Source organism: Glycomyces paridis, assembly GCF_004912155.1.
In the GTDB taxonomy this organism is placed as follows: domain Bacteria; phylum Actinomycetota; class Actinomycetes; order Mycobacteriales; family Micromonosporaceae; genus Glycomyces; species Glycomyces paridis.
Window position 1 is genome coordinate 77703 of sequence record NZ_STGX01000006.1, and the last position, 25077, is coordinate 102779.

Genomic DNA, 25077 nt, shown 5'->3' on the forward strand with positions numbered 1-25077 from the left:
TCCGACCCAAATCTACCTATCCGCCCTGCGACGCAAAAGAACTACGGGGACTTACCAGGGCGACACGTTCTGCTCGCGGATTCGGTTGCATCACGCCTCGACTTCCGCTCGCGCAGGGAAGATTACGTATGCAGTACGGCAAATCCGAGGCAAGAAGCGCAAACACATGTGCAGGTTCTCGACCTCTGATACGGCATAGACCTACTCGTTGGCTAACGTTCGAGACTTACTCATGAAAGCGTCCGCTGAGACGATGCAAATCCACCTCCGGCGACTCGATCAAACAACCGATAAGGAGTATTCATGGCAAGGCGGACGCAGGTCGTCCTCATCGATGACCTCGATGGCGGCAAGGCCGACGAGGCGCTCAGGTTCGACCTCGACGGTCAAGCGTACGAGATCGACCTCTCGGATGTGCATGCCAAGGAACTCCGCGATGCGCTGGAGAGGTTCCAGGAGGCGGGCACGCGACTCGGTCGATACAGCCTCGGCGCCACGCGCGGGCCCGTCCCGCAGGTCGCGGTCCCTCGCCGCCAGTCTGCCAACCGGGACCAGAACAAAGCGATCCGGGAGTGGGGCCGAGCGGAACGGCAAGAAGGTGTCGCCGCCGCAAGCTGAAGCATGCAGGTCACCAGAGCGTCGCCTGCAACGGCTGTTCCTCCGGTGGAGAATCCGGGGCATGGGCGCTTCGGCATAGCGGGCATCCTGTGCCTCTACGAGTTCGTTTGTTCACGGCCGCTTCCCATTCATGTCCAGCCGTGCACCGCCACCACATGACCCGGTTCGAGAACGGGCGCAGCCGCTCCGGGGTCCAGTCACCGTTCAAGCCGGCCGCGAACTCTGCGGCAATCTCAGGGAACCGGTCAGCGAGACTGTGTCCTGGGGCCGCCGAGTTCGCTTCGTGACGGGCTTTGAGAATGCATGAACGACATCCGGTTCCCTCCGCTCGCGAACGTGCGACTGGGGACGCCTGCCACCGGTGTCCGCATGTCGGGCACCGCCACCACACCAAGGTCCGCGACTCCTTGCGGACCTCCTCGGGCCCTTCAGGGTTCGCTTCGCGGTCCCACTGATCGACGAGGTCGGGTCGGGCAGCGGCGAACGATGCGACGTGCGCCCGTTCAGCATGGTAGGTGGCCCACCGGTCGTGCCGTTCACATTCGGGGCAGGAGGCGCCCCCGGTCGTTCGGGACGACAGCAGCGACGAAGTCTCGTGCCCGCGCTCGCACAACCAGTGCACGGTGACGTTCGCTGCAGGGACAAGGTTCCATGGGTTGAGCTCGCCGTTCTTCGTTGGATGCCAGTTGGGCACAATTCTCGGGAACAGTTCGGCGGCCGATCCACCTGGCGGTGGAGTCCGATGCCCACGCTTGTCAGCGAACACGCATGTGCGGCAGCCTCCTCGCTGCTTGGTACGGCTGCGAACCGACGACTCCCATTCACGCCCGCAGTCCGGGCATTGCCACCACACGCGGTAGTCGCTCGTGATCTTGTAATCCCGGGGTGTGCGGCCTTCATTGCGCGTCGGGTGCCACGCGGCGGCGATTTCCGGATCTGCCGCGAGGGAGTCTTCGAACTCGTCCGGGCGGTACCGCAGGGGGGCGTCCATTTTCCGGCATTCCTTGCAGCCAGCGCCTTTGATGGTCCGGTCGGCCACTTTCTGGATCCATGCGTGTCCGCGCGCGCACCGCCACCAGATCTTCCACTGTGATGCGGGCATGAAGTCGGCGCCGGTGCGGCCCTCGTTCAGGTCCGCGGCCACTTCAGCGGCGATCACCGGATACTTGTCCGCGAGGCTCTGCCCCGGCGGCGGCGGTTTCGGCTGTTTCCGCTTCGCTTGCTTGCAGGTCGCGCAGCCAGGCCCGGACCCGTTCGCGCGGCCGGCGACCGCGGCCTTCCATTGGTGTCCGCAGGAGTGGCAGCGCCACCACACGCGCTCTTGCGAACCGGACCCGTACGCTTCGGGCCCAGTCCCGTTCGTGTTAGTGTCCCAGTCGCAAACGAGTTCGGGATGATCACTCGCCAGGGAACGCTGCACCCGTTCCTTGTAGGCCGCTGCAGCGGCCGCCGCGCCCATGCGTGAACCTGCCCTCACGTACGCATCGGCGTTCACGGGATAACCGAGATAGGCGAGATGCGCGAGCAGCAGTTGCGCGGCCTCGAGGACGGTTGCTGTTATCGGGATGCACAGGTCCCGGTCGGTGAGTGCTTCAAGGCCCTGACGGACACGAACGACCGTCCACCCGAGAGCAGTCAGATCCGCAGTCTTCTCACTGTCACGAGATTGACTCGTTCGATGATGGAGGTTCCCGTCAAACTCGATGGCAAGGTGCCATTCGGGGGCAGCAATGTCGACTTGACGCCACCGGGTTCCTTCAGGAAGGCGCAGGTCGTGAACAACGAGGCATCCCGCTGCACGGAGTTCATGGAACAGTTCGATTTCGAACCGTGACGTGCCTTGCGGGATGCATTTGGGGCAACGTGTGTTCTGACTGGTCCGCATGGACGGGGACGTCTGCCATTCGTGGCCGCGAGGGCACTGCCACCAGAGCGACCGTTTCGACGATCCGGGAAGGAGATCTGAAGGGGTGAGGTCACCGTTGCGGTTCGGGTGCCATTCAGCGGCGACATCAGGGCGGACTTCAGCAAGGCTTCCTCCCGGGGGAGGTTTGCGGAAGCCGAACCGGGACCGGCTCGCGCACTGTGGACATCCTCGCGGGTTGGCAGCCTTGTTTCGGTTGGAGACGTATGCTTCCCATTCGTGCGCGCACTCAGGGCAGGCCCACCATGCTTTCGAATTCCAGCAGGCGGGAATGTCGGCGGGCGTCAGGTCCCCGTTCTTGACCGGGTGCCATTGTGCTGCCAGAGCGGGGTTGTCCAATGCGAGGTTCGGTCGGCGGATTCGTGCTCGGTCTGCCATGGCGTCACCGTAGGGTATCGGTCCGACATTGAACGCTTCCGTGTGATTTGGCGCTGGTTCAGCCGCAGCGACTCCGGCCCGCGGCCGCGGACGGCACCTGTCCATCCCGGTTGGCGTCACCATCGGCCGCGGCTACACCCCCCAGCTCTACTGCCCCGAATCCGAAACCCATCCCAACCGCGCCGTCATGTCCTGGACGCTACATGGTCCACTGGAATCTCCCCTGGAACCGCCCGCCTCAGTTCCACACTACGAACGTCGACGACGGCTTGGAGACGAGCCCTCGGAACTGCTTGATGCGAGGTCAGGGGCTCAGGAATCCCTGGTGATCTCTTGGACCGAGCCCATGGCCGGGTCCACCGGTTCGAGCTCGAGACCGAGACCTTGCGCCCGCAACCGCTCCGCTTTCCCAAGCCGGATGAGGACTCCGGCGATGCGGTGAGCGTCGATGGTCTCGCGCCGCTCGCCATACACGCTGATCCGGCGCTCATATCCTGACATCGCCCGACCATAACGCCGGAGCCCTCACCTTCCTTGGAAGCGATCGTGCCGTGTCGCGACTCAGCCGACCAGGAGCCGGTGGATGCTGCGCCGACTGATTCCAAACTCAGCCGCCAGCGCCTTCCTGCAAGCCCCCGCACGAGCCGCGGTCAGCAAACGCTCGAACTCCTCAGGCGCGAGCCGGTCCCGGATCGCCCGAGGTTGACCATTGCGGGAGGCAGCCGCCAGCGCAGAGACTTCCGGTGCCGACTGGTGCCGTTCCAGGGACCCGGCGGCCGAAATGACGTCCCGTACGCGTGCCAACAGGCGCGTGACCTGCGGTGATGAGTTGTAGTAAGCGGTGCTAAGGTCCACCATTACGAAGCCCCGGCCTTTGAGCCGGGGCTTTCGCATTCAGAGCCGATCGGCCTCTCACTCCGGCTCTTTCAAGGTCTCGCCGAACGCCCCTTCGAGCAGTTCCCCGAGCCCTGCTCACTTGCCCGCATCCGCAGGCACTCCTGTATGGTGGTGCGCGGTGTGCCGGGAAGTCTGGTCGGCGACATGCCGTCGACCCGATCGGAGCCCCGACCAGTGCCCTCCTCCCCTGAACCCTGGAAGTCCCCGGTCTGGCGGTCCGCGCCGTCATTCCTCTACTCGCGCAAGCCTCTCGCCCGGTACGTGGGTCGACCGGCCGCGGAGTTCCTCAAGATCGAGCCGGCGGCTGGGGTGGTCCTCGTCGCCTGCGCGGCGCTGGCGATGCTGTGGGCGAACTCGCCTTGGTCGGCCTCCTATGAGGCGGTGTGGGGCATGGACATCTCGATCCACGTCGGATCCTTCGAACTCCACCACAGCTTGCGGGAGTGGATCAACGACGCCTTGATGGCGATCTTCTTCTTCGTGGTCGGCATGGAGATCAAATCGGAGATCGTCTCGGGCGAGCTGCGCAGCGTCCGCAACGCGGTCGCTCCGGTGGCCGGGGCGATCGGCGGCATGGCCGTTCCGGCGCTCGTCTACGCGGCGTTCAACGCCGGCGGCGCGGGCTCCGGCGGCTGGGGTGTGCCGATGGCGACCGACATCGCCTTCGCCGTGGGCGTGCTCGCCCTGTTCGGGTCGCGCATCCCCTCTGCCGCCAAGGTGTTCCTGCTGACCCTCGCGATCGTGGACGACCTCGGCGCGATCGCCGTCATCGCGATCTTCTACACCGACGAGCTCTCCATGCCCTGGCTCGCGGCCGCGGGCGCGATCCTCGCCCTCGCGATCGGCTTGCGGGTGCTGAACGTGTGGTCCGGTCCGGTGTACCTCATGGTCGGTATCGCCCTCTGGCTGGCCGTCCTCGAATCCGGCATCCACGCCACCATCGCCGGCGTCGCCATGGGCCTGGTCATCTCCGCCAAGCCGCTCCTGGACCCCGCCGCGGCCCACGCCAAGGCACAGGAACTCGCGAAGCAGGGGCTCACGGTCGAGGAGACCGAGCAGCTCGCACGGCTCACACGCGACGCCCAGCCGCCGACCCACCGCCTCCAGCACGAGCACCACCCGTTCTCCTCGTTCATCGTGCTGCCGCTGTTCGCGCTCGCCAACGCCGGTGTGGCGCTCTCAGGCGATCTGCTCGCGACCGCCGCGACCTCGGCGGTGACGCTCGGGATCGTGGTCGGCCTGGTCGCCGGGAAGACCTTGGGGATCACCGCCGCGGTGTGGATCGCCGTCAAGTCCGGAGCCGGACGGCTCCCCGAGGGCACGACCTGGCCGCTGTTGACCGGGATCGCGGCCGTCGCCGGTATCGGGTTCACCGTCGCCCTGTTCATCACCGAGCTCGCCTTCCACAGCGGCGAGGCCGCGCTGCTGTCCGACGAGGCGAAGATCGGGGTCCTGGCCGGGTCGGTGGCCGCCGCCCTCATCGGCGCTGCGATCGTGGGCCTGACCGCCCCCGAACGACCGACCGACACAACCGCCTGACCGCGCAGGTTGCGCAACAGAATGTTATTGCCTAACATTTTGACCGTGACAGGCGCATCGAAACGTGAGCGAACGCGGGCGCGGCTGGCCGAGCACGCGATCGCCCTGTTCGAGGATCAGGGGTTCGAGGCGACGAGCGTCGCCCAGATCGCGGACGCCGCCGGAGTCAGCGAGATGACCTTCTTTCGGCATTTCGGCAGCAAAGAACAGGCGGTGCTGACCGATCCCTTCGACCCGGTCGTCGCCGCGGCCGTCGGCGCCCGGCCCCTCGGCGAGGCCCCCCTGGAGCGAGCCGCGCGCGGACTGCACTCGGCCCTGGCCGCATTGTCCGAAGCGGACTTGGCGACCGCGCGGCGCAGAACCGCGATCGTCGCCCGCACACCCGTGCTCCGCGCCGCGGCCGCCACGCAGAACGAGGTCACGGTCACCGCCATCGCCGAGCGACTCGCCGGAGACGGCGCCGATCCGTTCGCCGCAACCGTCGCGGCCCAAGCCGTCATCGCCGCCGTGACCACGGCGCTGTACGCCTGGGCGGAGCGCCCCGAACGTTCACTGGCCGCCACCGTCGGCGCCGCGCTCGAGGTCTTGGACCCCGATCATGACTGACCGGCTCGCGATCGAGGACGCCGTACGCGCCTACGGGCCGCACGCCGGTGTCCTGGGCCTGTCGCTCACGGTCGCACCGGGTTCGGTACAGGCGCTCGTGGGGCTCAACGGCGCGGGGAAGACGACCCTCATGCGCGCCGTCCTCGGGATGGTGCGACTCGATGCCGGATCGGTCCTGATCGACGGCATACCGGTCGGGGCGATGCCCGCCGCCGCCTGGGCGCGGGTCGGTCACCTGCTCGACCGGCCGTTCGCCTACCCCGAACTCGACGTTCGCGCGAACCTCGAAGTGGCCGCGCGGCTCCGGGGCCTGCCCGCCCAGGCCGTCCCCGCAGCCGTCGCCGCCTCGCTCGGTCGCATGGGCATCGGCCGGTACGAGCGGGTCCGGGCCTCGCGGTTGTCGAAGGGCAACCGGCAACGCCTGGGCCTGTCGGCCGCTTTGATCGCCGACCCGGATCTGGTCGTCCTGGACGAGCCCACCGACGGCCTCGATCCTGCGGGAGTGATCGCTCTGCGCGAGGCGCTGCGCGAGCGGGCCGACAGCGGCGCGGGCGTCCTGGTCTCCAGCCACCACCTCGACGAGGTCGCGCGCGTCGCCGACCGCATCTCGGTGATGAACCGCGGCAGGATCATCGGCGCGCTGGAGCCCGCTGAAGCCGAGCTCGAGCGCGCGTTCTTCGAACTGGTGCTCGCCGACGACCGTCGGCATGAAGGGGACTCGGTGTGAGCGGTCTTCGAGCGGCCCTGTGGGTCGAGGCGCGCAAGGCCCGGGCCGCGCGTGTGCTGCACGTCGCGGCGGTCCTGCTCGTCATCGGAGCCGCGGTCCTCAGCGCGTCCCTGACCGCGGCGGTCGAGGCGGGGAACGAGCAGATCGTCGCCAAGCTCGGGCAGGCGGCCGGATCCGAAGGGTGGCCGCTGCTCACGGCCACGGTGACGCAGATCGTCGCGGCCGGTGCCGTGCTGACGTTCGGCCTCACGTTGAGCTGGCAGTTCGGTCGCGAGTTCACCGACGGTACGGCGTACGGGCTGTGCGCGCTGCCGGTCTCCCGCACCGCGCAGGTGGTCGCGAAGTTCGTCGTCCACACTGTCTGGACGCTCGCAGTGGCCGCCGTCCTGGTCGGTTTCGTGGTCCTCACCGGTCTCGCCGTCGGCCTGGGTCGGCCCGACCACGGTGATCCGGCGGCTCTGGGCCGCCTCCTGGTCCTGTGCGTCCTGGGTGGTCTCGTCGCGGCTCCGGCCGCTGTGGCCGCGACGCTCGGCCGTGGGCCGATGCCCGGCATCGCGGCCACGGTAGGCGTCATCGTGCTCGCCCAGGTGTCGGTGGCGGCCGCACCCGCATCGAGTGCCTGGATCCCGTTGGCCGCTCCGGCACTGTGGGCGATGCGACCCGACCAGGTCTCGCTCGCACAGTTGGGGCTGACGGCCGTGACCGCCGTCGTGTTCGCGGCCCTGACCGCTCGGGCCTGGAGCCGCCTCGAACTCGACCGCTGAGTCGACTGCACCGGTCAGAACCGGAAGCGGAGGATCCAGACGCCTCGGCGGGCCCGGCCACGCCGGGCCGCGAACACCCGTGCCATGACCCGACAGGCGGCGTCGAAGTGCTCGGTGAGACGCGACACCACCTGGTGCCGCATACGAGTTCGACGGCGACCGAAGCGTCGGGCCGGCGCGAACTCAGCGGAGGCGTCGGGCGAGCGGGTCGGGTTCGTCGCCGACGCGGGCGAGCCTGAGCTTGACGTCGACGGCCTGGACGCCGTAGCGGGCGGGCATGACCGGGTTGAGGTCGAGCTCGGCGATCTCGGGGACGTCCTCGGCGAGGCGGCCGAGCCGCAGCAGCATGTCGGTCAGGGCGGCGGTGTCGACCGGGCGGGAACCGCGGTAGCCCTCGATGAGCGGCCTGGACTTCAGCGAGCGCCACATCGACTCGGCATCCGTCTCGGTGATCGGAAGGAGTCGGAACTGCTTGTCGTCCAGTACGTCGGTGGCGGTGCCGCCGGCGCCGAGCATGACCAGCGAGCCGAACTGCGGGTCGTGGACGATGCCCGCGGCGAGTTCGACATCGGCGTCCATCATGTGCTGGACGATCACCCCGGCGTCTTCGTCGCCGTCGATGAGCGCTGACACGGCGGTGAAGGCCGCACGGACCTCGTGGGCGTCGTTCAGGCCCAGTCGGACGGTCCCGGTCCCGGTCTTGTGGATCAAGTGCGGGTCGTCGGCTTTGACCGCGACGGGGTACCCGACGGATCGAGCGGCGGCGACGGCCTCGCCCTTCGAGGACACTCGGACGGCCGGGGCCAGTTGGACGTCGTAGCAGGCCAGGAGCGCGGCGGCGTCTCGCGCGGTCTGCCACCCCTCCCCCGATTCCAGGAGCCGGTCGACGATCGCACGCGCGCCCGCCCGGTCGATGCAGGCCAGGTCGGGGCGGGCGCCGAGGGACTTGGCGCGCCATGCGGCGTAGGCGGCGGCTCGGCCGAGCGCGGCGACGGCGGGCTCGGGGAAGGCGAACACCGGGGTCCTGCGGGCGCCCAGCGTGGTCGGCGGTTCGGGCAGGCCCATGACCACGGCGACGGCCGGGAGGTCGGGGAGCGTGTCGAGCGCGTCGGCGATGGCGGCGAGGTTCCCTTCGATGTCGCTGGTGCCGGTGGCGGCGAACACCGCGGCGAGGAGGTCAACCTCCCCTGAGGTGCCGAGGATGGTGATCGCCTCGGCGAAGGAGTCGGGCTCGGCGGCGGCGCTGAGATCGACCGGATTGTCGGCGGCGGCCGCGGCGGGCACCGCGGCGGTGAGCCGCTCGCGCGCGTCGCCGCTGAGACCGGGGACGTCGAGTCCAGCGGTTGCGGCGGTGTCGGCGGCGAGGACGCCGACCCCGCCGGCGTTGCCGACCACGCCGAGTCGCGCCCCGCGCGGGAGCGGCTGATCGACCAGGACGCGTGCGGTGTCCAGGAGCTGCTCCAACGTGTCGCAGCGGATCACGCCCGCCTGCTTGAACAAGGTGTCGACGGCGAGGTCGGACGTGGCCGCGGCGGCGGTGTGCGAGAGTCCTGCCCGCCGCCCGGGCTCGGAGCGGCCGCCCTTGACGGCGAGCACGGGCTTGCGTCGGGCGACGGCGCGGGCGACGCGCCCGAACTTGCGCGGGTTCCCGAAGGACTCCAGGTAGAGTGCGACGGCCTTGCAGGCGGGGTCGTCGTACCAGTAGGCGAGCAGGTCGTTGCCGGACACGTCGGCCTTGTTGCCCAGGGAGACGAACGAGTGGACACCCATACCGGTGCGGGTGGCGTGCGCGAGCGCGGCGATGCCGACCGCTCCGGACTGCGAGGCGAGCGCCAGGCCGCCGGCAGCGGGCGGCTCGGCGGCGAAGCTCGCCTGGAGGCGGATCGAGCCGTCGGTGTTGACGATGCCGAGGCAGTTGGGGCCGACCAGGCGCATGTCATGGGCGCGGGCGATGCGCACCAGTTCGGCCTGCGCCGGGGCGTCGCCGGTCTCGGCGAATCCGGCCGAGACGATGACGGCGGCCCGGGCGCCCGCGGCGCCCGCGTCCCGCAGCACTGCGGCGACGTCCGGAGCGGGGACCGCGACGACGACCAGGTCGACAGGGTCGGGCAGTTCGGTCAAGGACCGCACGGCGGGCAGCCCCGCGAGTTCGGCGGCGTCAGGGTGGACCGGGACGACGGGGCCGTTGAAGCCGCCCTTGACGATCGAGCGCAGGATCTCCGCCCCCACCCCGGTTCCCGTGCGGCTCGCGCCGGCGACCGCGACGGAGGCCGGGTCGAGCAGGGGCCGCAGGGAGCGGCGTTCGGCGGCCCGTTCGCGCTCGGCGATGTCCCGGCCGAAGGCGCCGTCGAGTTCTGCGGTGAGCACGACGTCGACCACGCCGTCCGCGTACGGCATAGCCGCACCAGGTGCGAGTCGGCGGGCCAGCCGCAGCATCTTGTGGTTCCCGCCCAGCACCTGCCCCTTCAGCTGCTTGACACCGCCGGCGGAGGCGGCCAGCGCCAGATGCTCCAGCAGGAGGGTGCCGAGGCCGCGATGCCGGTGGGCCGCGGCGACGAGCACGCCGAACTCGGCATGGCCGGGCTCGCCGGGATCGCATTCGAAGGAGGCGACGGCGAGCAGTTCGGCATCGTCTTCGACGACGAGGGCCATGCCGCGGCCGGTGGCGTTGAGTCCGACCAGGCGGCGTGCCTCGATGGCGAGAAGGCCCCGTCCGGTGCCGAAGAACCGGTAGCGCAGGTCGGCGGTCGGGCAGGCTTCGTGCATGGCGATGAGTGAGGCGAGGTCGGCGGGTGCGACCGGGCGGATGCGGACGATGCGGCCGTCGGCGTCGAGCGCGTCGACGGGCATCGGCGAACGGAGGTTCATGCCTGGCTCCTAGCGGTTCGAGAGCGGCCGTTCCGCCCCCGCTTCGAGCATCAGGCGCCGGCCGCCCCCTCTCCCAGAGCCGAACGGGCGGTACCGCGGGGACCTTGGTCCTCGATGCGCCGAAGGGCCCTTGGTCCCTTGCGGTGTGGACTTCGGAGGGATGGCCTGCGGCTGCGGATCGCCGATACTTGGGGAATGAACCCAGAACCGATCAGAGTGTTCCTGCTCGACGACCACGAGGTGGTCCGGCGGGGCTTGTGCGAACTGCTGGAGCGCGACGGCGACATCGAGGTGGTCGGCGAGGCGGCGGACGTGGCGGAGGCCGTCCGGCGGTTCCCCGCGGCCCGCCCGGACGTGGCAGTGCTGGACGCGCAGCTCCCGGACGGCAGCGGTGTCGAGGTGTGCCGCAGGATCAAGGAGACCGATCCGGGGATCGCCGTGGTCATTCTGACCTCCTATGAGGACGATGAGACGCTGTTCGCCGCGATCGAGGCGGGCGCAGCCGGGTTCCTGCTGAAACAGGTGCGCGGCAACGACCTCGTGGACGGTGTGCGCACCCTCGCCGCCGGTGGGTCGCTGCTGGACGCCCGGATGACGGGCGCCGTGCTGGAGCGCCTGCGGACGGGCCCGCCCACGGCGCCGGAGTTGGACCTGCTGTCCGAGCAGGAGCAGCGCATCCTCGAACTCATCGGCGAGGGGATGACCAATCGGCAGATCGCCGAACGGATGCACTTGGCAGAGAAGACCGTGAAGAACTACGTGACCCGTGTGCTCGGCAAGCTCGGTCTCGAGCGGCGGACGCAGGCCGCGGTCCTGGCGTCACGCCTGTTCAGCTGACCGGCGGCGATGATCCCGTCACGTCGGCCGGTCGAGCGGGATCGACCAGCGCAGCTCGGTGCCGGAGTGCTCGCCCGGATGAAGGGTGAACTCGCCGCCGAGCGACTCGGTCCGGGAGGCGAGGTTCGCCAGCCCTCGGCGGGGCGCCTGCGCCGGGATGCCGATCCCGTCGTCGATCACCCGCATGCGAAGCGACCCCTCCTCCACCGCCATCGCGACGGTCACGTGCCGCGCCTTGGCGTGGCGGGCGGCGTTGGACAGGGCCTCGCGCAGCATCGCGAGCACCTCGATCCGCACCAGTTCGGGCACGTCGTCGTCGACCGGCCCCGCGAACTCCAGCTGCGGGGCGAATCCCAGATGGTGGCGGACCACCCCGACCAGGCCCCGGACGGTCTGCGAGAACGCCTGGTCGGTGTCGGTGTGGAGACTGAAGATCGCCGCCCGCAGGTCGGAGATGGCGCCGTCGATCTCGTCGACCGCCGCGTGCACCCGCTCAGCCGCCACCGGCTCACCGACCAGGTGCACGATGGACTGCAGCTGGAGCCCGGTCGCGAAGAGCCGCTGGATGACCAGGTCGTGGAGGTCGCGGCCGATGCGGTCGCGGTCGCGGAAGACGACGAGGCGCTCGCGCTCGGCCTGCGAGTGGGCGAGCTGCCCGTACAGCCGGGCGTTGTCGATCGCGACGCCCGCGGCGGCCGCGAGGGCCTTGATGATGTCCTCGTCGTCGTCGGTGAACATGCCGCCGCCGCGCTTGTCGGTGAGGTACAGGTTCCCCCAGGCCTTCTCCCCCACCATCACCGGAACGCCGAGGAAGGTCCGCATCGGAGGGTGGCCGGGCGGGAAGCCGACCGAAGCAGGGTGCTTCGAGAGGTCCTTGAGCCGCAGCGGCTCGGGAACCTCGATGATGTGACCGAGGATGCCCCGACCGGTCGGCGGTTCCCCGAGCGCGACGATCTCGGCCTCGGTGAGTCCGTGGGTGCGGAAGTCGGCCAGGCCGCCTGAGTCGTTCAGGACGCCGAGCGCCCCGTAGCGGGCGTCCACCAGCGTGCAGGCCGCGGCCACGATCCGGTCCAGGATCGCCGCGAGCTCGAGGTCGGACCCGATGCCGATGACCGCGTCGAGCAGCGCGCGCAGCCGCTCGCGGCCCAGCACGATCTCGCCGATCCGCGACGACAGCTCGCCCAGCAGGTCGTCTATCGGCAACTGGCGCAGGCGCGGTTCGCCGTGGGGGTCCGGCGGCGTGGGGTCCATGCCCCGATCGTATCGACTTCTGGTCGGAACACAAGGGACGCCCGTCTTTGGGCCCGCACAGTGGGGACTTCCGTCCCTGCCGGGCCGCACCGGACTCCACGAGGCTGGAAGCGCGACGTTGAACGACTACCCGACGGAGTCAGCCATGGACACCACCCACCCCGCGGCCTTGACAGAAGCGCGCCTGCGCCAGATCGACGCCTACTGGCGGGCCGCGAACTACCTCACGGCCGGTCAGATCTACCTGCTGGACAACCCGCTCCTGCGCGAGCCGCTCCGCCCCGAGCACATCAAGCCGCGCCTGCTCGGCCACTGGGGCACCAGCCCGGCGCTCAACCTGGTCTACGCGCATCTCAACCGGTGCATCACCGAGCGCGGCGCCGACATGATCTACGTGACCGGCCCCGGCCACGGCGGTCCCGCGCTCATGGCCAACACCTGGCTGGAGGGCACCTACTCCGAGCTGCACCCCTCGGTCGGACGCGACGAGGCCGGCATGGCCCGGCTGTTCCGCCGGTTCTCCTTCCCCGGCGGCGTCCCCAGCCACGTCGCTCCCGAAGTACCCGGCTCCATCCACGAAGGCGGCGAACTGGGCTACGCACTCATGCACGCCTACGGCGCCGCATTCGACAACCCCGACCTCACGGTCGCCTGCGTCATCGGCGACGGCGAGGCCGAGACCGGCCCGCTGGCCGCCTCATGGCTCTCGAACGTGTTCCTCAACCCCGCCCGCGACGGCGCGGTCCTGCCGATCCTCAACCTCAACGGGTACAAGATCGCCAATCCCACCGTCCTGGACCGCATCCCGCGCGAGGACCTCCTGTCGATGATGCGCGGCTTCGGCTACGAACCGCACCTGGTGGAGGGCGACGACCCCGCGACGATCCACCGGGCCCTGGCGGCGACGCTCGACACCGCCCTCGACCGCATCGACGCGATCCAGCACGAGGCCCGCTCCGGCGGCAGTGTGGAACGGCCGCGCTGGCCGATGATCGTGCTGCGCACCCCGAAGGGCTGGACGGGCCCGCGTGAACTCGACGGCAAGCCCGTCGAGGGCACCTGGCGCTCGCACCAGGTCCCGCTGGGCGCGGTCCGGAAGGACCCGGCACAGCTCAAGGCCCTTGAGGCCTGGTTGCGGTCCTACCACCCCGAGGAGCTGTTCGACGCCACCGGCGCCCCGGCGGCCGAGCTGCGCGTCCAGGCACCGCGCGGTGAGAGGCGCATGAGCGCCAACCCGCTCGGCGAATGGGTCCGCGACGTCATCGCCGCCAACCCCGACCGCTTCCGGCTCTTCGGGCCCGACGAGGTCGCCTCCAACCGGCTCGGCGCCGCCTTCGAGGTCACCGACCGGGCCTGGAACGCGCGGATCGAGCCCGGCGACGACCACCTCGCCCCCGACGGCCGGGTCATGGAGGTGCTCTCGGAGCACCTGTGCCAGGGCTGGCTCGAGGGCTACCTCCTCACCGGGCGGCACGGCCTGTTCACCAGCTACGAGGCGTTCATCCACCTGGTCGACTCCATGTTCAACCAGCACGCGAAATGGCTCAAGACCTCGGGCGCGATCCCCTGGCGGCGGCCGATCGCCTCGCTCAACTACCTCCTGTCCAGCCACGTGTGGCGCCAGGACCACAACGGCTTCTCCCACCAGGACCCGGGCTTCATCGACCACGTGGTCAACAAGAAGGCCGAGGTCGTCCGGGTGTACCTGCCGCCGGACGCCAACACGCTGCTTTCCACCATGGACCACTGCCTGCGCAGCCGCCAGTACGTGAACGTCGTGGTGGCCGGGAAGCAACCGGCCCCGAACTGGCTCACCATGGACGAGGCCGTGCGTCACTGCACGAGGGGCCTGGGCATCTGGGACTGGGCCTCCAGCGGCGGGGAGGGCGAGCCCGACGTGGTGCTCGCATGCGCCGGCGACGTGCCGACCCTGGAGACCGTGGCAGCGGCCGACCTGCTGCGCCGCCACCTGCCGCACTTGAAGGTCCGCGTCGTCAACGTCGTCGACCTCATGCGGCTGGAGCCCGACACCGAGCACCCGCACGGCCTGCCCGACCGGCAGTACGACGCGCTGTTCACCACCGACAAGCCGGTGATCTTCGCCTTCCACGGCTACCCGTGGCTGATCCACCGCCTCACCTACCGCCGCGCCGGGCACGCGAACCTCCACGTGCGCGGCTACAAGGAGGAGGGCACCACGACCACGCCGTTCGACATGGTCATGCTCAACGACCTCGACCGGTTCACCCTCGTCACCGACGTCATCGACCGGGTGCCCGGCCTCGGCCAGGCCGCCGCCGGGCTGCGCCAGGAAATGGTCGACGCCCGCCTGGCCGCACGGGAGTACACCCGCGTCCACGGCGTCGACCACCCCGCCGTCGCCGACTGGCGCCCCGGCAGGCCGCTGACCTTGTAGTGCGGAGTGAGAGGGGGCGGACCGATCGGGTCCGCCCCCTTCGCGCTGCGGCCGAACAGGTCCGCGAACAGCGGGTGGGGGCCGTCACCGCCGACCGGCGGTGACGGCCCCACGGTGCCGCTTCCACGATCTCCGTCCGGTCCGTCGTCAGCCCGGGACGATGAGGACCGGGCAGCGGGCGTGGACGACGCAATGCCGGCCCACCGATCCGATGAGCGCGCCCACGAGCGCGCCGTGCCCGCGACTCCCAAGGATGAGCATGTGGGCACCCTCGGACTGCCTGACCAGCACGCGCGCAGGGTGGCCCTCGACCACCCGGGGCCGTACACGCACCGCGGGGTGCTCGGAACCGGCCTTCTCCACGACGCCGTCGAGGAGGCGCTGCGCGTCGGTGGCCATTTGGGTCGCGGCGGCGAACGTCGTTTCAGGACCGTAGACGTACGGGTACTGCCACGCATGGACCGCGGTGACCTCAAGGCCCAGTTCCTCGGCGTACGCGAGCGCCCATTCCAGCGCCTTCTGCGACGACGCCGACCCGTCGACACCTATGACGACGCGGCCGGCGGAACGATGGGAGTCGGTCATGTCATCTCCTTTCCCCGATGTGCCGCTTCCATGCAAGTCTGCTCAGCCCGACGACGCCGGTTCAGAGCTGAACGTCCCGATGGAGGGCACCAGTGGTCCCTCCTCGCCGGGGCGGCGAACAGCGGCCGTCGACGGGGCGCCTCGGTTCCTCAACCGCGTCGGTCGAGAGCCCGGCGCTGCTACGGTCGAATCGGGGGCACGAGCCTCCTGTCGTGAAATCGAGCCGCCGGCGGCGGCGGTGGACAACTCGGAGGCTGATGTGGACGACGAGCGGAAGCCGGTCGACCTCGACCCGAAGGTCGCGATGGGGTACCTGATCCACGCCGAATACGGACGCGTCGCGTTCATCGTCGACGACCTGCCGGTCATCAGGCCTCTGAACCACGTGGTGGTCGACGGCGACATCTACGTCTACACCCACCGCGCCTCCGCCTTCGCCAGAGCCGTGCGCGCACGGCCGGGCCTGCCGGTGAACTACCAGTCCGACGAGATCGGGTCCCACAGCCACATAGGCTGGAGCGTCCTGGTGAAGGGCACCGCAACCGACGTCTCCGACCACCCCCGGGCAGTGCAGCTGGGCAGGCAGGTCCAGTCGTGGATCGACCGACCGCACGACACGGTCATCGCCATCCGTCCCAGCGAGGTCACCGGACTGCGCCTGACCATCGCACGCTGAGCCCGCCCCTGCATCGCGTGACCACCTGCCTCCCGACGAGGGACCTTCGACTCTGATCCGGCGCCGACGCCGCGGCGAGACTGGAGACCGAGAGGAAGGAGCGGTCCATGTCGAACCGCATTCAGAACCGGGGCATCGTCGTCGGCGTCGACGGATCGGCCTCATCGAAGCAGGCCCTCGCATGGGCGCTGCGCTACGCCGAAACCACAGGTCTGCCGGTCACCGCCGTCCTGGCCTGGGAGATCCCGGCGAACTACGGCACCGCGGCGATGGTCCTGCCCGCGGCGGAGTTCGCCGACGAGGCCCGGAGCTCGCACAAGCAGGTGGTGGACGAGGTCGCGGCGGCATTCCCACAGGTGCATGTGGAGTCGCGGATCGTGGAGGGCCACCCGGCGAGGATCCTGCTGAAGGAGGCCGAACACGCGCAGCTGCTCGTGGTCGGCTCGCGCGGGCACGGCGGGTTCGTCGGGGCGGTCCTCGGCTCGGTGAGCCAGTACTGCGTCACCCACGCCGAGTGCCCCGTCCTGGTGCTCCGCGGCGTCGAATGAGACCGGTGCGGCAGCGGCGGCGTGTGGTCGCCCCCGCTGCCGCACCCGCACGAAGGGAGGATCGCCGTGAGGGTGGCGGTGTTCAGCGCCAAACTGTACGACAAGACGTCCTTGCACGACGCCGATCGGGACGGCGCCCACGAACTGTCGTTTCTGGAGCCGCGGTTGAACCGCGACACCGCCGCGCTCGCGGAAGGCTGCGAAGCGGTGTGCGCGTTCGTCAACGACGAACTCGACGCCGAGACCCTCGCGGTCCTGGCCGAGCACGGGGTACGGTTCGTCGCGCTGCGGTCGGCCGGGTTCAACCACGTCGACCTGCGGGCCGCCGCCGAGACCGGGATCGCCGTCGCGCGGGTCCCGGACTACTCGCCCTACGCGGTCGCCGAGCACTGCGCGGCACTGGTCCTGGCCCTCAACCGCAAGACGCATCGGGCCTACAACCGGATCCGCGAGCACAACTTCGCGCTCACGGGGCTGCTCGGCTTCGACCTCCACGGGCGCACCGTCGGCGTCATCGGGACCGGGAAGATCGGGCTGTGCTTCGCGCGGATCATGACCGGATTCGGATGCCGCGTCCTCGCCTACGACCCGTACCCGAGCGACGCGGCCCGCGAGGCCGGCGTCGAGTATGTGAGCCTTGACGAACTGCTCGCGGCGTCGGACATCGTCTCCCTGCACTGCCCGCTGACGCCCGAGACGTTCCATCTGATCGGCCGCGAACGGATCGCGCTCATGCGCCCCGGAACGATGCTCGTGAACACCAGCCGTGGCGCCCTGGTGGACACGGCAGCAGTGGTCGAGGGCCTCAAGAGCGGCCGGATCGGGCATCTCGGCCTGGACGTCTACGAGGAGGAGGCCGGGCTGTTCTTCGAGGACCTGTCCGACCAGGTGATCGGCGACGACGCCTTCGACCGGCTCAACGCCTTCCCGAACGTGCTCATCACCGGCCACCAAGCGTTCTTCACCGCCGAAGCCATCGAGGCGATCGCGGCGACGACGATCGCGAACCTCACCGCGTTCGAAGTCGACGGCATCGGCCTCCACCCGGTGTCGATCGGCGAAAGCCCGGAGCTCGAACCCAGCAGCACGGTGCCGTCGACGTCCGTTCAGAAGGGACCGAGGTCCTTCCGTCCGAGGCCGTTCGACAGCTGCGGCGGCACCGCCCGAACTGGTGACATGGAGGGGTGAACACGCAACTTCGGGAGGATGCCTTGGACACCAAGCCTCGAGTGGTCGTCGTCGGCGGCGGCCTGGCCGGTATGGAGACGCTCTTCGCCCTGCGCCTGCGACTGGGCGACCGGGTCGACCTCACCCTGGTCGCGGACCGCGACGACTTCGAGTTCCGGCCCGGCACGGTCTACGTGCCCTTCGGCGGCGCCGAGGACGACCTGCGGATCCCGGTCACGGCACCGGCCGAGCGGCACGGCATCGCCGTGGTGCGCGGCGAGGTGGCGTGGGTCGAGACCGAGCCGAAACGGCTCGCGCTCGCCGACGGGCACCTCCTCGACTACGACTACCTGGTCCTGGCCACCGGCGCCGCGACGCGACCCGAGAGGATCCCGGGCCTCGCCGAGCACGCCCGCCTTGTCGGCTCGCTGGAGCAGATGCGCGAGCTCGGCCGGACCCTGCGACGCGTGCGCGACGCGGCCGTGGACGGATCGCCGCAGCACGTGCTGTTCCTGGTGCCCCCGGGCAACGGCTGGCCCGGGCCGGTGTACGAGCTGGCGTTCATGCTGGAGACCTGGCTGCGCCGCTCCCGCGTGCGCGACCTGGTGTGCCTGACGTTCGCCACGTTCGAAGACCGCTACCTGGAGGCGTTCGGCCCCGGCCTGCACCCGGTGATCGGCGAGGAGTTCGCTTCCCGCGGGATCATCGGCCACACCGGGTCGGCGACCGTGGGGGTCGAGCCGCACCGAGTCCGCTTCGCCGACGGCACCGCGCACACCTTCGACGTGCTCGTCGCCACCGCGCCCCACGACGCCGCCGTCGACTACGAGGGCCTGCCGAAGGACCGGAACGGGTTCCTTCTGACCGAGCCGGAGACGCGCCGGGTCCGGTGCACCGAGTCCGTCTACGCCCCAGGCGATGCCGGGGACTTCCCGATCAAGCTCGGCTACCTCTCGCTGCTCCAGGCCGACGCGGTCGTCGACGACATCGCCGCGCGCATCGACCCTGCCGCGGTTGCGACGCCGCGGCGATTCGACCCGGTCGGCCTGTTCGTGCTCGACATGCTCGATGAGGCGGTCTTCGCGCGGACGCCCCTGGCCCAGACCGGCGAGCCCGCCCGCGGCGGGCACCGTGTCGGCGTCTCCCCGATCTGGCACTTGGGCAAGAAGACCCTCGGCACCTACCTGCCACAGCGGTTCCGGGCCGGGCAGCCGTTCCATGGTGGACTTCACCAGCAGGCCGTCAGCCTGGGGTTGCGGGGCTTGACGAAGGCTTTGTCGGACACGGTGAAGGAGTGACCTTCGGGCCGTCGCGCCGATCACTCCGGGCGGTCGCCCCTCTCTGGGGCGGCCGCCTTTCCGCCGCCCGCCTCCGGTGCGCCGCAGGACCTTCGTCCCTTCAAGACCCGCCTTCAGACCTCTCCAGAATCGCCCTGAACTGCGGTTTCCTTGAACTGTCACCGGATACGGTGCCCGAATCGAAAGGAACTCCGATGTCCACCGTCGACGCCACTGAGCGAACCGCCACCACGACCACTCCCGCCGCCTACGTCTGGGCCGGCCTGCGCATCGCGCTGGGCTGGGTCTTCCTGTGGGCCTTCCTGGACAAGACCTTCGGCCTCGGGTTCGCCACCGAGAGGGAGGCCGCCTGGCTCGAGGGCGGGAGCCCCACCGAGGGGTTCCTGGCCTTCGGAACCAAGGGCCCGTTCGCGGACTTCTATCAGGGCATGGCCGGCGCCGCCTTCGCCGACTGGCTGTTCATGATCGGCCTGCTCGGCATCGGCCTCGCGCTGATCCTCGGCATCGGCATGCGCATCGCCGCCGTCACCGGCGCCCTCCTGCTGGTTCTCATGTGGACCGCGGCCCTGTGGCCCGAGAACAACCCGTTCATGGACGACCACCTCGTCTACGCCGGCCTCCTCGTCGGCCTCGCCCTCGCCCACGCCGAGGACACGCTCGGATTCGGCAGGACCTGGGGCGGCCTCCCCATCGTCAAGAAGAACCCCTGGCTCAAGTAGCGCAAGGAGTGAGTGGCGAAGCGGGCCATACCGAACAGGCAAGGACACCCGAGCCCCCGACGGGGCTCGGGTTCTCCCGCTCGGTCGCCGCAGCGGCGGGGACGCACGCCCCTGGTCACGCGGACGCCGGTTCCGCGGGCTCAAGCCCTCGGACCGGCGAGCGTGTCCACGAGGAGGCGGGCCGACTCCTTGGCCACCGCGGGGGCGTCGGGGAGCGCGTCGACCGTGCCGCTGGCGAGTCCGCCGTCCAGCAGGAGGGTGAGCGCCCGGGCGAGCGCGTCGGGGTCCGCCGCTCCCGCTCGTTCGGCGAGTTCGCGCACCCAGGCCCGGACCGCGTTCTTGTGCTCGAGGGTGCGGTCGTGGACGATCGTTCCGGCCTCGTACTCGGCCGCGGCGTTGATGAAGGCGCAGCCTCGGTAGCCGTCCTGGCCGCACGCCGCGGCGAGCGCGTCGAACATGCCCACCATCTGCTCTCGGGGCTCGTCGCCGGCCGCGGCGGCGGCCCGGCGGAGCTGGTCGGTCCAGGTGCGGTCGACGCGGTCGAGGTAGGCGACGACGAGGCGGTCCTTCGCGGGGAAGTGCTTGTAGAAGGTCGCCTTGGCGACCTGCGATTCGGCGATGATCCGGTCGATGCCGACGGCGCGGACGCCGTGGGCGTAGAACAGGTGGAAGGCGGTCTCGAGGATCCGCTCGGCGGCGCCGCAGGGCGGAGTCTCGTGTCGCATCGGCCCAGAGTACCGCCGGGGTCAGACAGATCGGTCTGCTATGGTCGCACACGGGTAGACGAACCTGTCTGTCTACCGTTGTTCGAACGAAGGAATTCCCCATGAACTTCGCAGTCCTCGGCACCGGTACCGTCGGGCGCACCGTCGCCGCGCGCCTCCACGAGCTGGGCCACCACGTCGTCATCGGCACCCGCGACCCCGAGGCCACCAGGGCCCGCTCCGGCGACGGCTCGTTCGCCTCGTGGGCCGACGAGCACCCCGGCATCGGGCTCGCGCCCTTCGCCGAGGCCGCCGCCTCGGCCGCGATCGTCGTCAACGCCTCGAGCGGGGGCGCCTCGCTGGAGGTCCTCGGCGAGGCGGGCGCGGCGAACCTCGACGGCAAGGTGCTCATCGACATCGCCAACCCGCTCGACTTCTCCGACGGCATGCCGCCGACCCTGCTCTACTGCAACACCGACTCGCTCGGCGAGCGCATCCAGCACGCCTTCCCCGGCACGCGGGTGGTGAAGACGCTCAACACACTCACCGCCGAGCTCATGGTCCGCCCCGGTTCACTGCCGGAGGGCACCAGCGTGTTCGTCTCCGGTGACGACCCCGAGGCCAAGGCGACGGCGGCCGCCCTGCTCAAGGAGTTCGGCCACACCGACGTGATCGACCTCGGCGACATCTCCACTGCGCGGGGCACCGAGATGCTCCTGCCGGTCTGGCTGCGCCTGTGGGGAGCCCTGGGCTCCCCCATGTTCAACCTCAAGGTCGTCCGCTGAACCGCGAGCGCGGCGACTGCGACGGCATCCGAGCTGTCGTGGTGCCCCGGGTTCATTGTGCGACGGTGTCGTGGGCGTCGAGTTTGGTGCGGACGGTGTCGGCGTCGGGGTGGTCGAGGGCGGCGAGGATGTCGAGGGCTGCCTGCCAGGCGTTGCGGGCGGGGTCGGGATTGCCGGTGGCGTGGTGGGTGTCGCCGAGGCGGATGAGGGTGGCGGCTTCTTCGAGTCGGTTGCCGACGATTCGGTAGTTGTCGAGGGCGTGTTCGTAGCTGTCGACGGCTTGGGCGTGGTCGCCGAGGTGGTGGTGGATGTAGCCGAGGCTGTCCCAGGTCGCGGCCAGTCCACTGTGGTCGTCGCTTCGGGTGCGGTCGAGTGACTGTCGGCAGTAGTCGAGGGCCTCGGTGTGGTCGCCGAGGAGCGCGTGGAGGAAGCCGACCGCGTTGAAGGCCGTGGACAGTCCGATCGGGTGGTCGGCCCGTTGGTACAGGTCGAGGGCCTGTGTGGCGTGGTCGAGGGCGTCGGTGTGGCGTGCTTGGCCGGCGAGCATCGTCGCGAAGGTGTGGTGCGCATGGGCTTCCCCGGCCAGGTCGCCCGATTGACGGTGGAGTCTGAGCGCGTGGCGGAGGTGGGTCTGGGCGTCGTCGAATCGCCCGGCGCGCATGAGGCCGTGGGCGAGGAAGCGGTGGGCGCGGGCCTCCGCGTCGAGGTCGGTCAGGCGGTGGGCGGCGGCCACGGCGGCTCGGTCGGTGGCGATCTGGTCGTGCCAGTGGCCTCGCAGGTTGAAGAAATCGGCGCAGCACCAGGCCAACTGCCAGGTGTGGGCGTCGAACTCGGCAGACGCGGAGTAGTCGACGACTGCGAGCAGCACGGCGTGTTCCGCGGTGAACCAGGCCATCGCCTGGTCTGAGTCGGTGAGCGGTTCCGGGTGGCAGTCGTCCAGCGAGGGGACGAGCTCGATCGGTTCGCGGGTGGGTCGCAGGAGACGGTTCGCGGTGTGCGCGGTGCGCAGGTAGTGGTCGAGCATCCGGTGCGCGGCGAGGTGGCGTTCGTCGGCGGAGTCGGTGTCGCGGGCCAGTTCTGCGGCGTAGGCGCGCAGGAGGTCGTGACTGGTGTACCGGCCGGGTCGGTGCTCGATGATCAGGTGGGCGCGTGTCAGCTCGGCCAGCAGGGGTCGTGCTTGCAAGGGCGGGACTCCGGCGAGGCTCGCGGCCGCGGCCGTGGAGATGTCGGGGCCGGGATGCAGGCCCAGCAGTCGAAACAGGCGGGCCGCTTCGGGGGCGAGTTGGGTGTACGACCATGAGAACACCGCTCGCACGTCGGTGTTGCGGTCCTGGTCGGCGAAGGTGTCGAGGCCGCGGTGGGAGTCGCGGAGCTCCTCGGCCAGCGCCTGGAACGAGAACCGGCGGTGCATGGCGGCGCGGGTGGCGACGATCGCCAGGGCCAGGGGAAGCCGGGCGCAGGAGTCGATGATGCCGTCCACCGCATCGGGTTCGGCGGCCACCCGGTCTCGGCCGAGCCGGCGCTCCAGGTAGTGCCGTGCCTCGGTCCGTGTGAGGACGTCGAGTGTCAACGGGTGGGCGCCGGCGAGGGTGATCAGCCCGGTCAGCTGGTTGCGGCTGGTGACCACCACGAGGTTGCCTCGACCGCCGGGGAGCAGCGGGCGCACCTGGTCGACGTCGCGGGCGTTGTCCAGCACCACGAGCATTCGCTTGTCTGCCAGCAGGGTGCGGTACAGGCCGGTCCGGGCGTCGGGGTCTGTCGGGATGCGTTCAGGGGCCACGTGGAGGGCGTCCAGGAATCCCCGCATGGCCTCGGCGGTCTGCATCGGCTGGCCGCGGTCGAAGCCGCGCAGGTTCACGTACAGCTGCCCGTCCTCGAACCGGTCGGCGATCCGGTGGGCCCAGTGCACCGCCAGCGTCGTCTTGCCGACCCCGGCGGTACCGGCGATCGCGGTGATCACCACGGCGCCCGGGCCGTCGGTTCCGCTGTCGAGCAGGAGGTGGTCGAGTTCGGCGAGGTCGTCGGCGCGGCCGGTGAAGTCGCCGGTCGTCGCGGGCAGCTGCCGCGGGATTCGCGCCTCGTCGGGTCTGCCGCCTGCAGCCGAGAGGGCTCCCAGCGTCGGGTCGCCTTCCAGGATCCGTTGCTGGAGTTCCTGTACGGGCGGGGCGGGTTGGATGCCCAGCTCGTCGCCGAGGACGCGGTACAGGCGCTGGTAGGCGGCGAGCGCCTCGGCTTGGCGGCCGCACCGGTAGAGGGCGAGCAGAAGCAGTTCCCAGAGCCGTTCCCGCAACGGATGCGCTTCGACCAGCGACTCCAGTTCGACGACGGCGGTGTCGTGGCGCCCGGCGCCCAGTTCGGCGGACAGGCACTGCTCGGTGGCGTCCAGGCGCCGCTCGTCCAGCCCACGGGCCTGCTCGCGGACGGCGTGCAGGTCGATGTCGGCGAACGCCGCGCCGCGCCAGAGTCCCAGACCCGCGCGGAACGCGACCACCGCGTCCTCGAATCGCCCGGCGTCGCGCGCCTGCCGGCCTTCGGCCAGCAGGTGTTCGAACCGGTCGGCGTCAAGTGTCCCGGCCGGGACGTCGAGCAGGTAGCCGCCCGGTCGGCCGTGCAGTGCCACAGCGGATTCCGGCCCGTCGAACAGTTTCCGCAGCCGGTACACGTAGGCCTGGAGGGTCGCCTTCGCGGCGGCCGGGGGGTCGCCTTCCCACAACTGGTCGATCAGCCAGTCCTGCTCCACCGTCCGGTTCGGGTGCAGCAGCAGCAACGCCAGCAGCCCGCGTTGCTTGGCCGCGGCCACCGCGACCGGTCGACCGTCCGCGACCAACTCGACCGGACCCAACACCCGAAACTCCACCACTGCCCCCAGAGACTCGCGCTTCCACCGCAAACCGGAACAAGCCCTATCATCGCGCAACCGCACCGTTCTCGCTGTCCACGTCACCCCACTCCAGTTCGACGCCAACGCTGCGCGACTACGGGTACGTCTGCATGTGGGAGGACCCGTACAGGGGTGGAAGATGCGGCAGGGGTGATTGGGGTAGGGTCGGGTTTGGAATTGAACGGGTTCAAGTTTGGGTTGGGCGGGGATGGTCGTGGGCGGGTTCGGGGTGTTGCGGGTGGTGGCCGGGGTTTCGGGTGCGGTGTTGTTGCTGGGAGCGTGCTCGGCGGACTATGCGGAGGCGGACTTCGTGGGGACGTTCGCGGACGGGGAGGGCGGGGTGATCACGTTGGAGGCGGACGGGACGGGGGTGCTGGTCGGACTGGAGGGGGAAGGGTCGGAGCGGGTGGGGACGTGGCGGTTCGTGGAGTCGGAGTATTCGACGGACTTCATCGACTTCGGTTACGACGAGCCCGATCCCGAGATGGGCTCGGCGGCGAACCAGCAGATCTGGGTCGGGTCCGACGACGAGCTGTACCTCCTGCCGGAGGGGCCCGACGGTTCGGAGCGGCAGGAGTTCGAGCGCGCCGGGGTGTGATCCGGTCGAGAGCGCGAGCGCACCGGGCCGAGGCGTCAGGCGAGGGTCGAGGGCCTGCGGGGGAGTCGGTGGGCGCCTTCGGGGCGGGGCCCGTCGGCGGGATGCGGGAGGTCGCCGACGCCGCCGTGCGCGGTGAACTCGCCGCGACCATCGGCCGCCGGTACTCGTTGGAGGAGGGTCCGCAGGCCATCGTGGACTTCGCGCGGAAGCACACCACGGGGAAGCTGGTGGTGACCGTCGAGCCGTGAACGGTGCTATGGTGCCGGATCGTGGAGCGGGGTTCCGAGGCCT

At 70.2% G+C, this 25077-nt stretch carries 21 protein-coding genes and 1 pseudogene; 15 read left to right on the forward strand and 7 right to left on the reverse strand.

The window, feature by feature from the left end; all coding sequences use genetic code 11:
• Window positions 1-303: 303 nt before the first annotated feature.
• Window positions 304-618 carry a histone-like nucleoid-structuring protein Lsr2 gene (locus tag E9998_RS09620; RefSeq protein ID WP_204745349.1) on the forward strand — a complete coding sequence of 105 codons (315 nt, stop codon included), beginning with the start codon at window positions 304-306 and terminating at the stop codon, window positions 616-618.
• Window positions 619-628: 10 nt separating this feature from the next.
• Here the strand turns inward: E9998_RS09620 and E9998_RS09625 are convergent, their stop codons facing one another.
• Both E9998_RS09625 and E9998_RS09630 read right to left on the reverse strand, forming a co-directional pair.
• Window positions 629-3043 carry a zinc-ribbon domain-containing protein gene (locus E9998_RS09625; RefSeq protein ID WP_136529496.1) on the reverse strand — a complete coding sequence of 805 codons (2415 nt, stop codon included), beginning with the start codon at window positions 3041-3043 and terminating at the stop codon, window positions 629-631.
• Window positions 3044-3232: 189 nt separating this feature from the next.
• Complete coding sequence (locus E9998_RS09630) at window positions 3233-3421, reverse strand: hypothetical protein (protein WP_136529497.1); 189 nt, start codon at window positions 3419-3421, stop codon at window positions 3233-3235.
• A 657-nt stretch (window positions 3422-4078) separates the two neighbouring features.
• Here E9998_RS09630 and nhaA point away from each other — a divergent pair.
• From nhaA to E9998_RS09650, 4 genes are read left to right on the forward strand one after another with little or no spacing between them, the layout of a single operon-like run.
• Window positions 4079-5356, forward strand: a complete 1278-nt coding sequence (nhaA, locus tag E9998_RS09635; protein ID WP_204745350.1) for a Na+/H+ antiporter NhaA — start codon at window positions 4079-4081, stop codon at window positions 5354-5356.
• Between the two features lie 9 nt (window positions 5357-5365).
• Window positions 5366-5962 carry a TetR/AcrR family transcriptional regulator gene (locus E9998_RS09640; RefSeq protein WP_204745351.1) on the forward strand — a complete coding sequence of 199 codons (597 nt, stop codon included), beginning with the start codon at window positions 5366-5368 and terminating at the stop codon, window positions 5960-5962.
• Window positions 5955-6689 (forward strand): ABC transporter ATP-binding protein, encoded by a 735-nt coding sequence (locus E9998_RS09645; RefSeq protein WP_136529499.1) that lies wholly within the window; start codon window positions 5955-5957, stop codon window positions 6687-6689. Before E9998_RS09640 ends, E9998_RS09645 begins: the two co-directional genes overlap by 8 nt.
• A complete protein-coding gene (locus E9998_RS09650) occupies window positions 6686-7453 on the forward strand; it encodes an ABC transporter permease (protein ID WP_136529500.1) in 768 nt (255 codons plus the stop codon). The genes E9998_RS09645 and E9998_RS09650 overlap by 4 nt, the downstream gene beginning before the upstream one ends.
• 183 nt (window positions 7454-7636) lie before the next feature.
• On the opposite strand, the gene E9998_RS09655 is transcribed toward E9998_RS09650, so the two are convergent.
• The gene (locus E9998_RS09655) at window positions 7637-10321 is read right to left on the reverse strand and encodes a bifunctional acetate--CoA ligase family protein/GNAT family N-acetyltransferase (RefSeq protein ID WP_204745352.1); all 2685 of its coding nucleotides are present in this window, start codon (window positions 10319-10321) and stop codon (window positions 7637-7639) included.
• A gap of 195 nt (window positions 10322-10516) precedes the next feature.
• On the opposite strand from E9998_RS09655, the gene E9998_RS09660 reads away from it, so the two are divergent.
• On the forward strand, window positions 10517-11158 hold the full coding sequence (locus E9998_RS09660) for a response regulator (protein ID WP_136529501.1): 642 nt from the start codon (window positions 10517-10519) through the stop codon (window positions 11156-11158).
• 18 nt (window positions 11159-11176) lie between these two features.
• Here E9998_RS09660 and E9998_RS09665 read toward each other — a convergent pair whose 3' ends face one another.
• Window positions 11177-12409: a GAF domain-containing sensor histidine kinase gene (locus E9998_RS09665; protein ID WP_136529502.1), complete on the reverse strand. Its 1233-nt coding sequence runs from the start codon at window positions 12407-12409 to the stop codon at window positions 11177-11179.
• 145 nt (window positions 12410-12554) lie between these two features.
• On the opposite strand from E9998_RS09665, the gene E9998_RS09670 reads away from it, so the two are divergent.
• Window positions 12555-14825 (forward strand): phosphoketolase family protein, encoded by a 2271-nt coding sequence (locus E9998_RS09670; protein WP_136529503.1) that lies wholly within the window; start codon window positions 12555-12557, stop codon window positions 14823-14825.
• A 147-nt stretch (window positions 14826-14972) separates the two neighbouring features.
• Here E9998_RS09670 and E9998_RS09675 read toward each other — a convergent pair whose 3' ends face one another.
• Complete coding sequence (locus E9998_RS09675) at window positions 14973-15410, reverse strand: universal stress protein (protein ID WP_136529504.1); 438 nt, start codon at window positions 15408-15410, stop codon at window positions 14973-14975.
• A 259-nt stretch (window positions 15411-15669) separates the two neighbouring features.
• Here E9998_RS09675 and E9998_RS25280 point away from each other — a divergent pair, with 259 nt between their 5' ends.
• From E9998_RS25280 to E9998_RS09700, 5 genes and pseudogenes are all read left to right on the forward strand, one after another.
• Window positions 15670-16086, forward strand: coding sequence for a pyridoxamine 5'-phosphate oxidase family protein (locus E9998_RS25280; RefSeq protein ID WP_158299764.1), 417 nt, complete (start codon window positions 15670-15672; stop codon window positions 16084-16086).
• A 107-nt stretch (window positions 16087-16193) separates the two neighbouring features.
• The gene (locus E9998_RS09685) at window positions 16194-16634 is read left to right on the forward strand and encodes a universal stress protein (RefSeq protein ID WP_136529506.1); all 441 of its coding nucleotides are present in this window, start codon (window positions 16194-16196) and stop codon (window positions 16632-16634) included.
• 66 nt (window positions 16635-16700) lie between these two features.
• Window positions 16701-17666 (forward strand): annotated as a pseudogene (locus E9998_RS09690) (2-hydroxyacid dehydrogenase); the annotation flags it as partial.
• A gap of 179 nt (window positions 17667-17845) precedes the next feature.
• Window positions 17846-19099, forward strand: coding sequence for an NAD(P)/FAD-dependent oxidoreductase (locus tag E9998_RS09695; RefSeq protein ID WP_136529508.1), 1254 nt, complete (start codon window positions 17846-17848; stop codon window positions 19097-19099).
• A gap of 194 nt (window positions 19100-19293) precedes the next feature.
• Window positions 19294-19818 carry a DoxX family membrane protein gene (locus E9998_RS09700; RefSeq protein ID WP_136529509.1) on the forward strand — a complete coding sequence of 175 codons (525 nt, stop codon included), beginning with the start codon at window positions 19294-19296 and terminating at the stop codon, window positions 19816-19818.
• A 140-nt stretch (window positions 19819-19958) separates the two neighbouring features.
• On the opposite strand, the gene E9998_RS09705 is transcribed toward E9998_RS09700, so the two are convergent.
• The gene (locus tag E9998_RS09705; protein ID WP_136529510.1) at window positions 19959-20543 is read right to left on the reverse strand and encodes a TetR/AcrR family transcriptional regulator; all 585 of its coding nucleotides are present in this window, start codon (window positions 20541-20543) and stop codon (window positions 19959-19961) included.
• A gap of 101 nt (window positions 20544-20644) precedes the next feature.
• On the opposite strand from E9998_RS09705, the gene E9998_RS09710 reads away from it, so the two are divergent.
• On the forward strand, window positions 20645-21307 hold the full coding sequence (locus E9998_RS09710; protein WP_136529511.1) for an NADPH-dependent F420 reductase: 663 nt from the start codon (window positions 20645-20647) through the stop codon (window positions 21305-21307).
• A 52-nt stretch (window positions 21308-21359) separates the two neighbouring features.
• On the opposite strand, the gene E9998_RS09715 is transcribed toward E9998_RS09710, so the two are convergent.
• On the reverse strand, window positions 21360-24152 hold the full coding sequence (locus E9998_RS09715) for an AfsR/SARP family transcriptional regulator (RefSeq protein ID WP_204745353.1): 2793 nt from the start codon (window positions 24150-24152) through the stop codon (window positions 21360-21362).
• A 250-nt stretch (window positions 24153-24402) separates the two neighbouring features.
• Between E9998_RS09715 and E9998_RS09720 the strand changes: the two genes are divergently transcribed.
• Window positions 24403-24786, forward strand: a complete 384-nt coding sequence (locus E9998_RS09720; RefSeq protein ID WP_136529513.1) for a hypothetical protein — start codon at window positions 24403-24405, stop codon at window positions 24784-24786.
• 68 nt (window positions 24787-24854) lie between these two features.
• Window positions 24855-25034, forward strand: coding sequence for a zinc-binding dehydrogenase (locus tag E9998_RS09725; protein WP_204745354.1), 180 nt, complete (start codon window positions 24855-24857; stop codon window positions 25032-25034).
• Window positions 25035-25077 lie beyond the last annotated feature (43 nt).

Excerpts from the sequence above, each read along its gene's own strand:
- E9998_RS09620 (WP_204745349.1), top strand. The coding sequence starts at position 304 with ATGGCAAGGCGGACGCAGGTCGTCCTCATCGATGACCTCGATGGCGGC.
- E9998_RS09625 (WP_136529496.1), bottom strand. The coding sequence starts at position 3,043 with ATGGTGACGCCAACCGGGATGGACAGGTGCCGTCCGCGGCCGCGGGCC.
- E9998_RS09630 (WP_136529497.1), bottom strand. The coding sequence starts at position 3,421 with ATGTCAGGATATGAGCGCCGGATCAGCGTGTATGGCGAGCGGCGCGAG.
- E9998_RS09645 (WP_136529499.1), top strand. The coding sequence starts at position 5,955 with ATGACTGACCGGCTCGCGATCGAGGACGCCGTACGCGCCTACGGGCCG.
- E9998_RS09655 (WP_204745352.1), bottom strand. The coding sequence starts at position 10,321 with ATGAACCTCCGTTCGCCGATGCCCGTCGACGCGCTCGACGCCGACGGC.
- E9998_RS09660 (WP_136529501.1), top strand. The coding sequence starts at position 10,517 with ATGAACCCAGAACCGATCAGAGTGTTCCTGCTCGACGACCACGAGGTG.
- E9998_RS09665 (WP_136529502.1), bottom strand. The coding sequence starts at position 12,409 with ATGGACCCCACGCCGCCGGACCCCCACGGCGAACCGCGCCTGCGCCAG.
- E9998_RS09670 (WP_136529503.1), top strand. The coding sequence starts at position 12,555 with ATGGACACCACCCACCCCGCGGCCTTGACAGAAGCGCGCCTGCGCCAG.
- E9998_RS09675 (WP_136529504.1), bottom strand. The coding sequence starts at position 15,410 with ATGACCGACTCCCATCGTTCCGCCGGCCGCGTCGTCATAGGTGTCGAC.
- E9998_RS09685 (WP_136529506.1), top strand. The coding sequence starts at position 16,194 with ATGTCGAACCGCATTCAGAACCGGGGCATCGTCGTCGGCGTCGACGGA.
- E9998_RS09700 (WP_136529509.1), top strand. The coding sequence starts at position 19,294 with ATGTCCACCGTCGACGCCACTGAGCGAACCGCCACCACGACCACTCCC.
- E9998_RS09705 (WP_136529510.1), bottom strand. The coding sequence starts at position 20,543 with ATGCGACACGAGACTCCGCCCTGCGGCGCCGCCGAGCGGATCCTCGAG.
- E9998_RS09710 (WP_136529511.1), top strand. The coding sequence starts at position 20,645 with ATGAACTTCGCAGTCCTCGGCACCGGTACCGTCGGGCGCACCGTCGCC.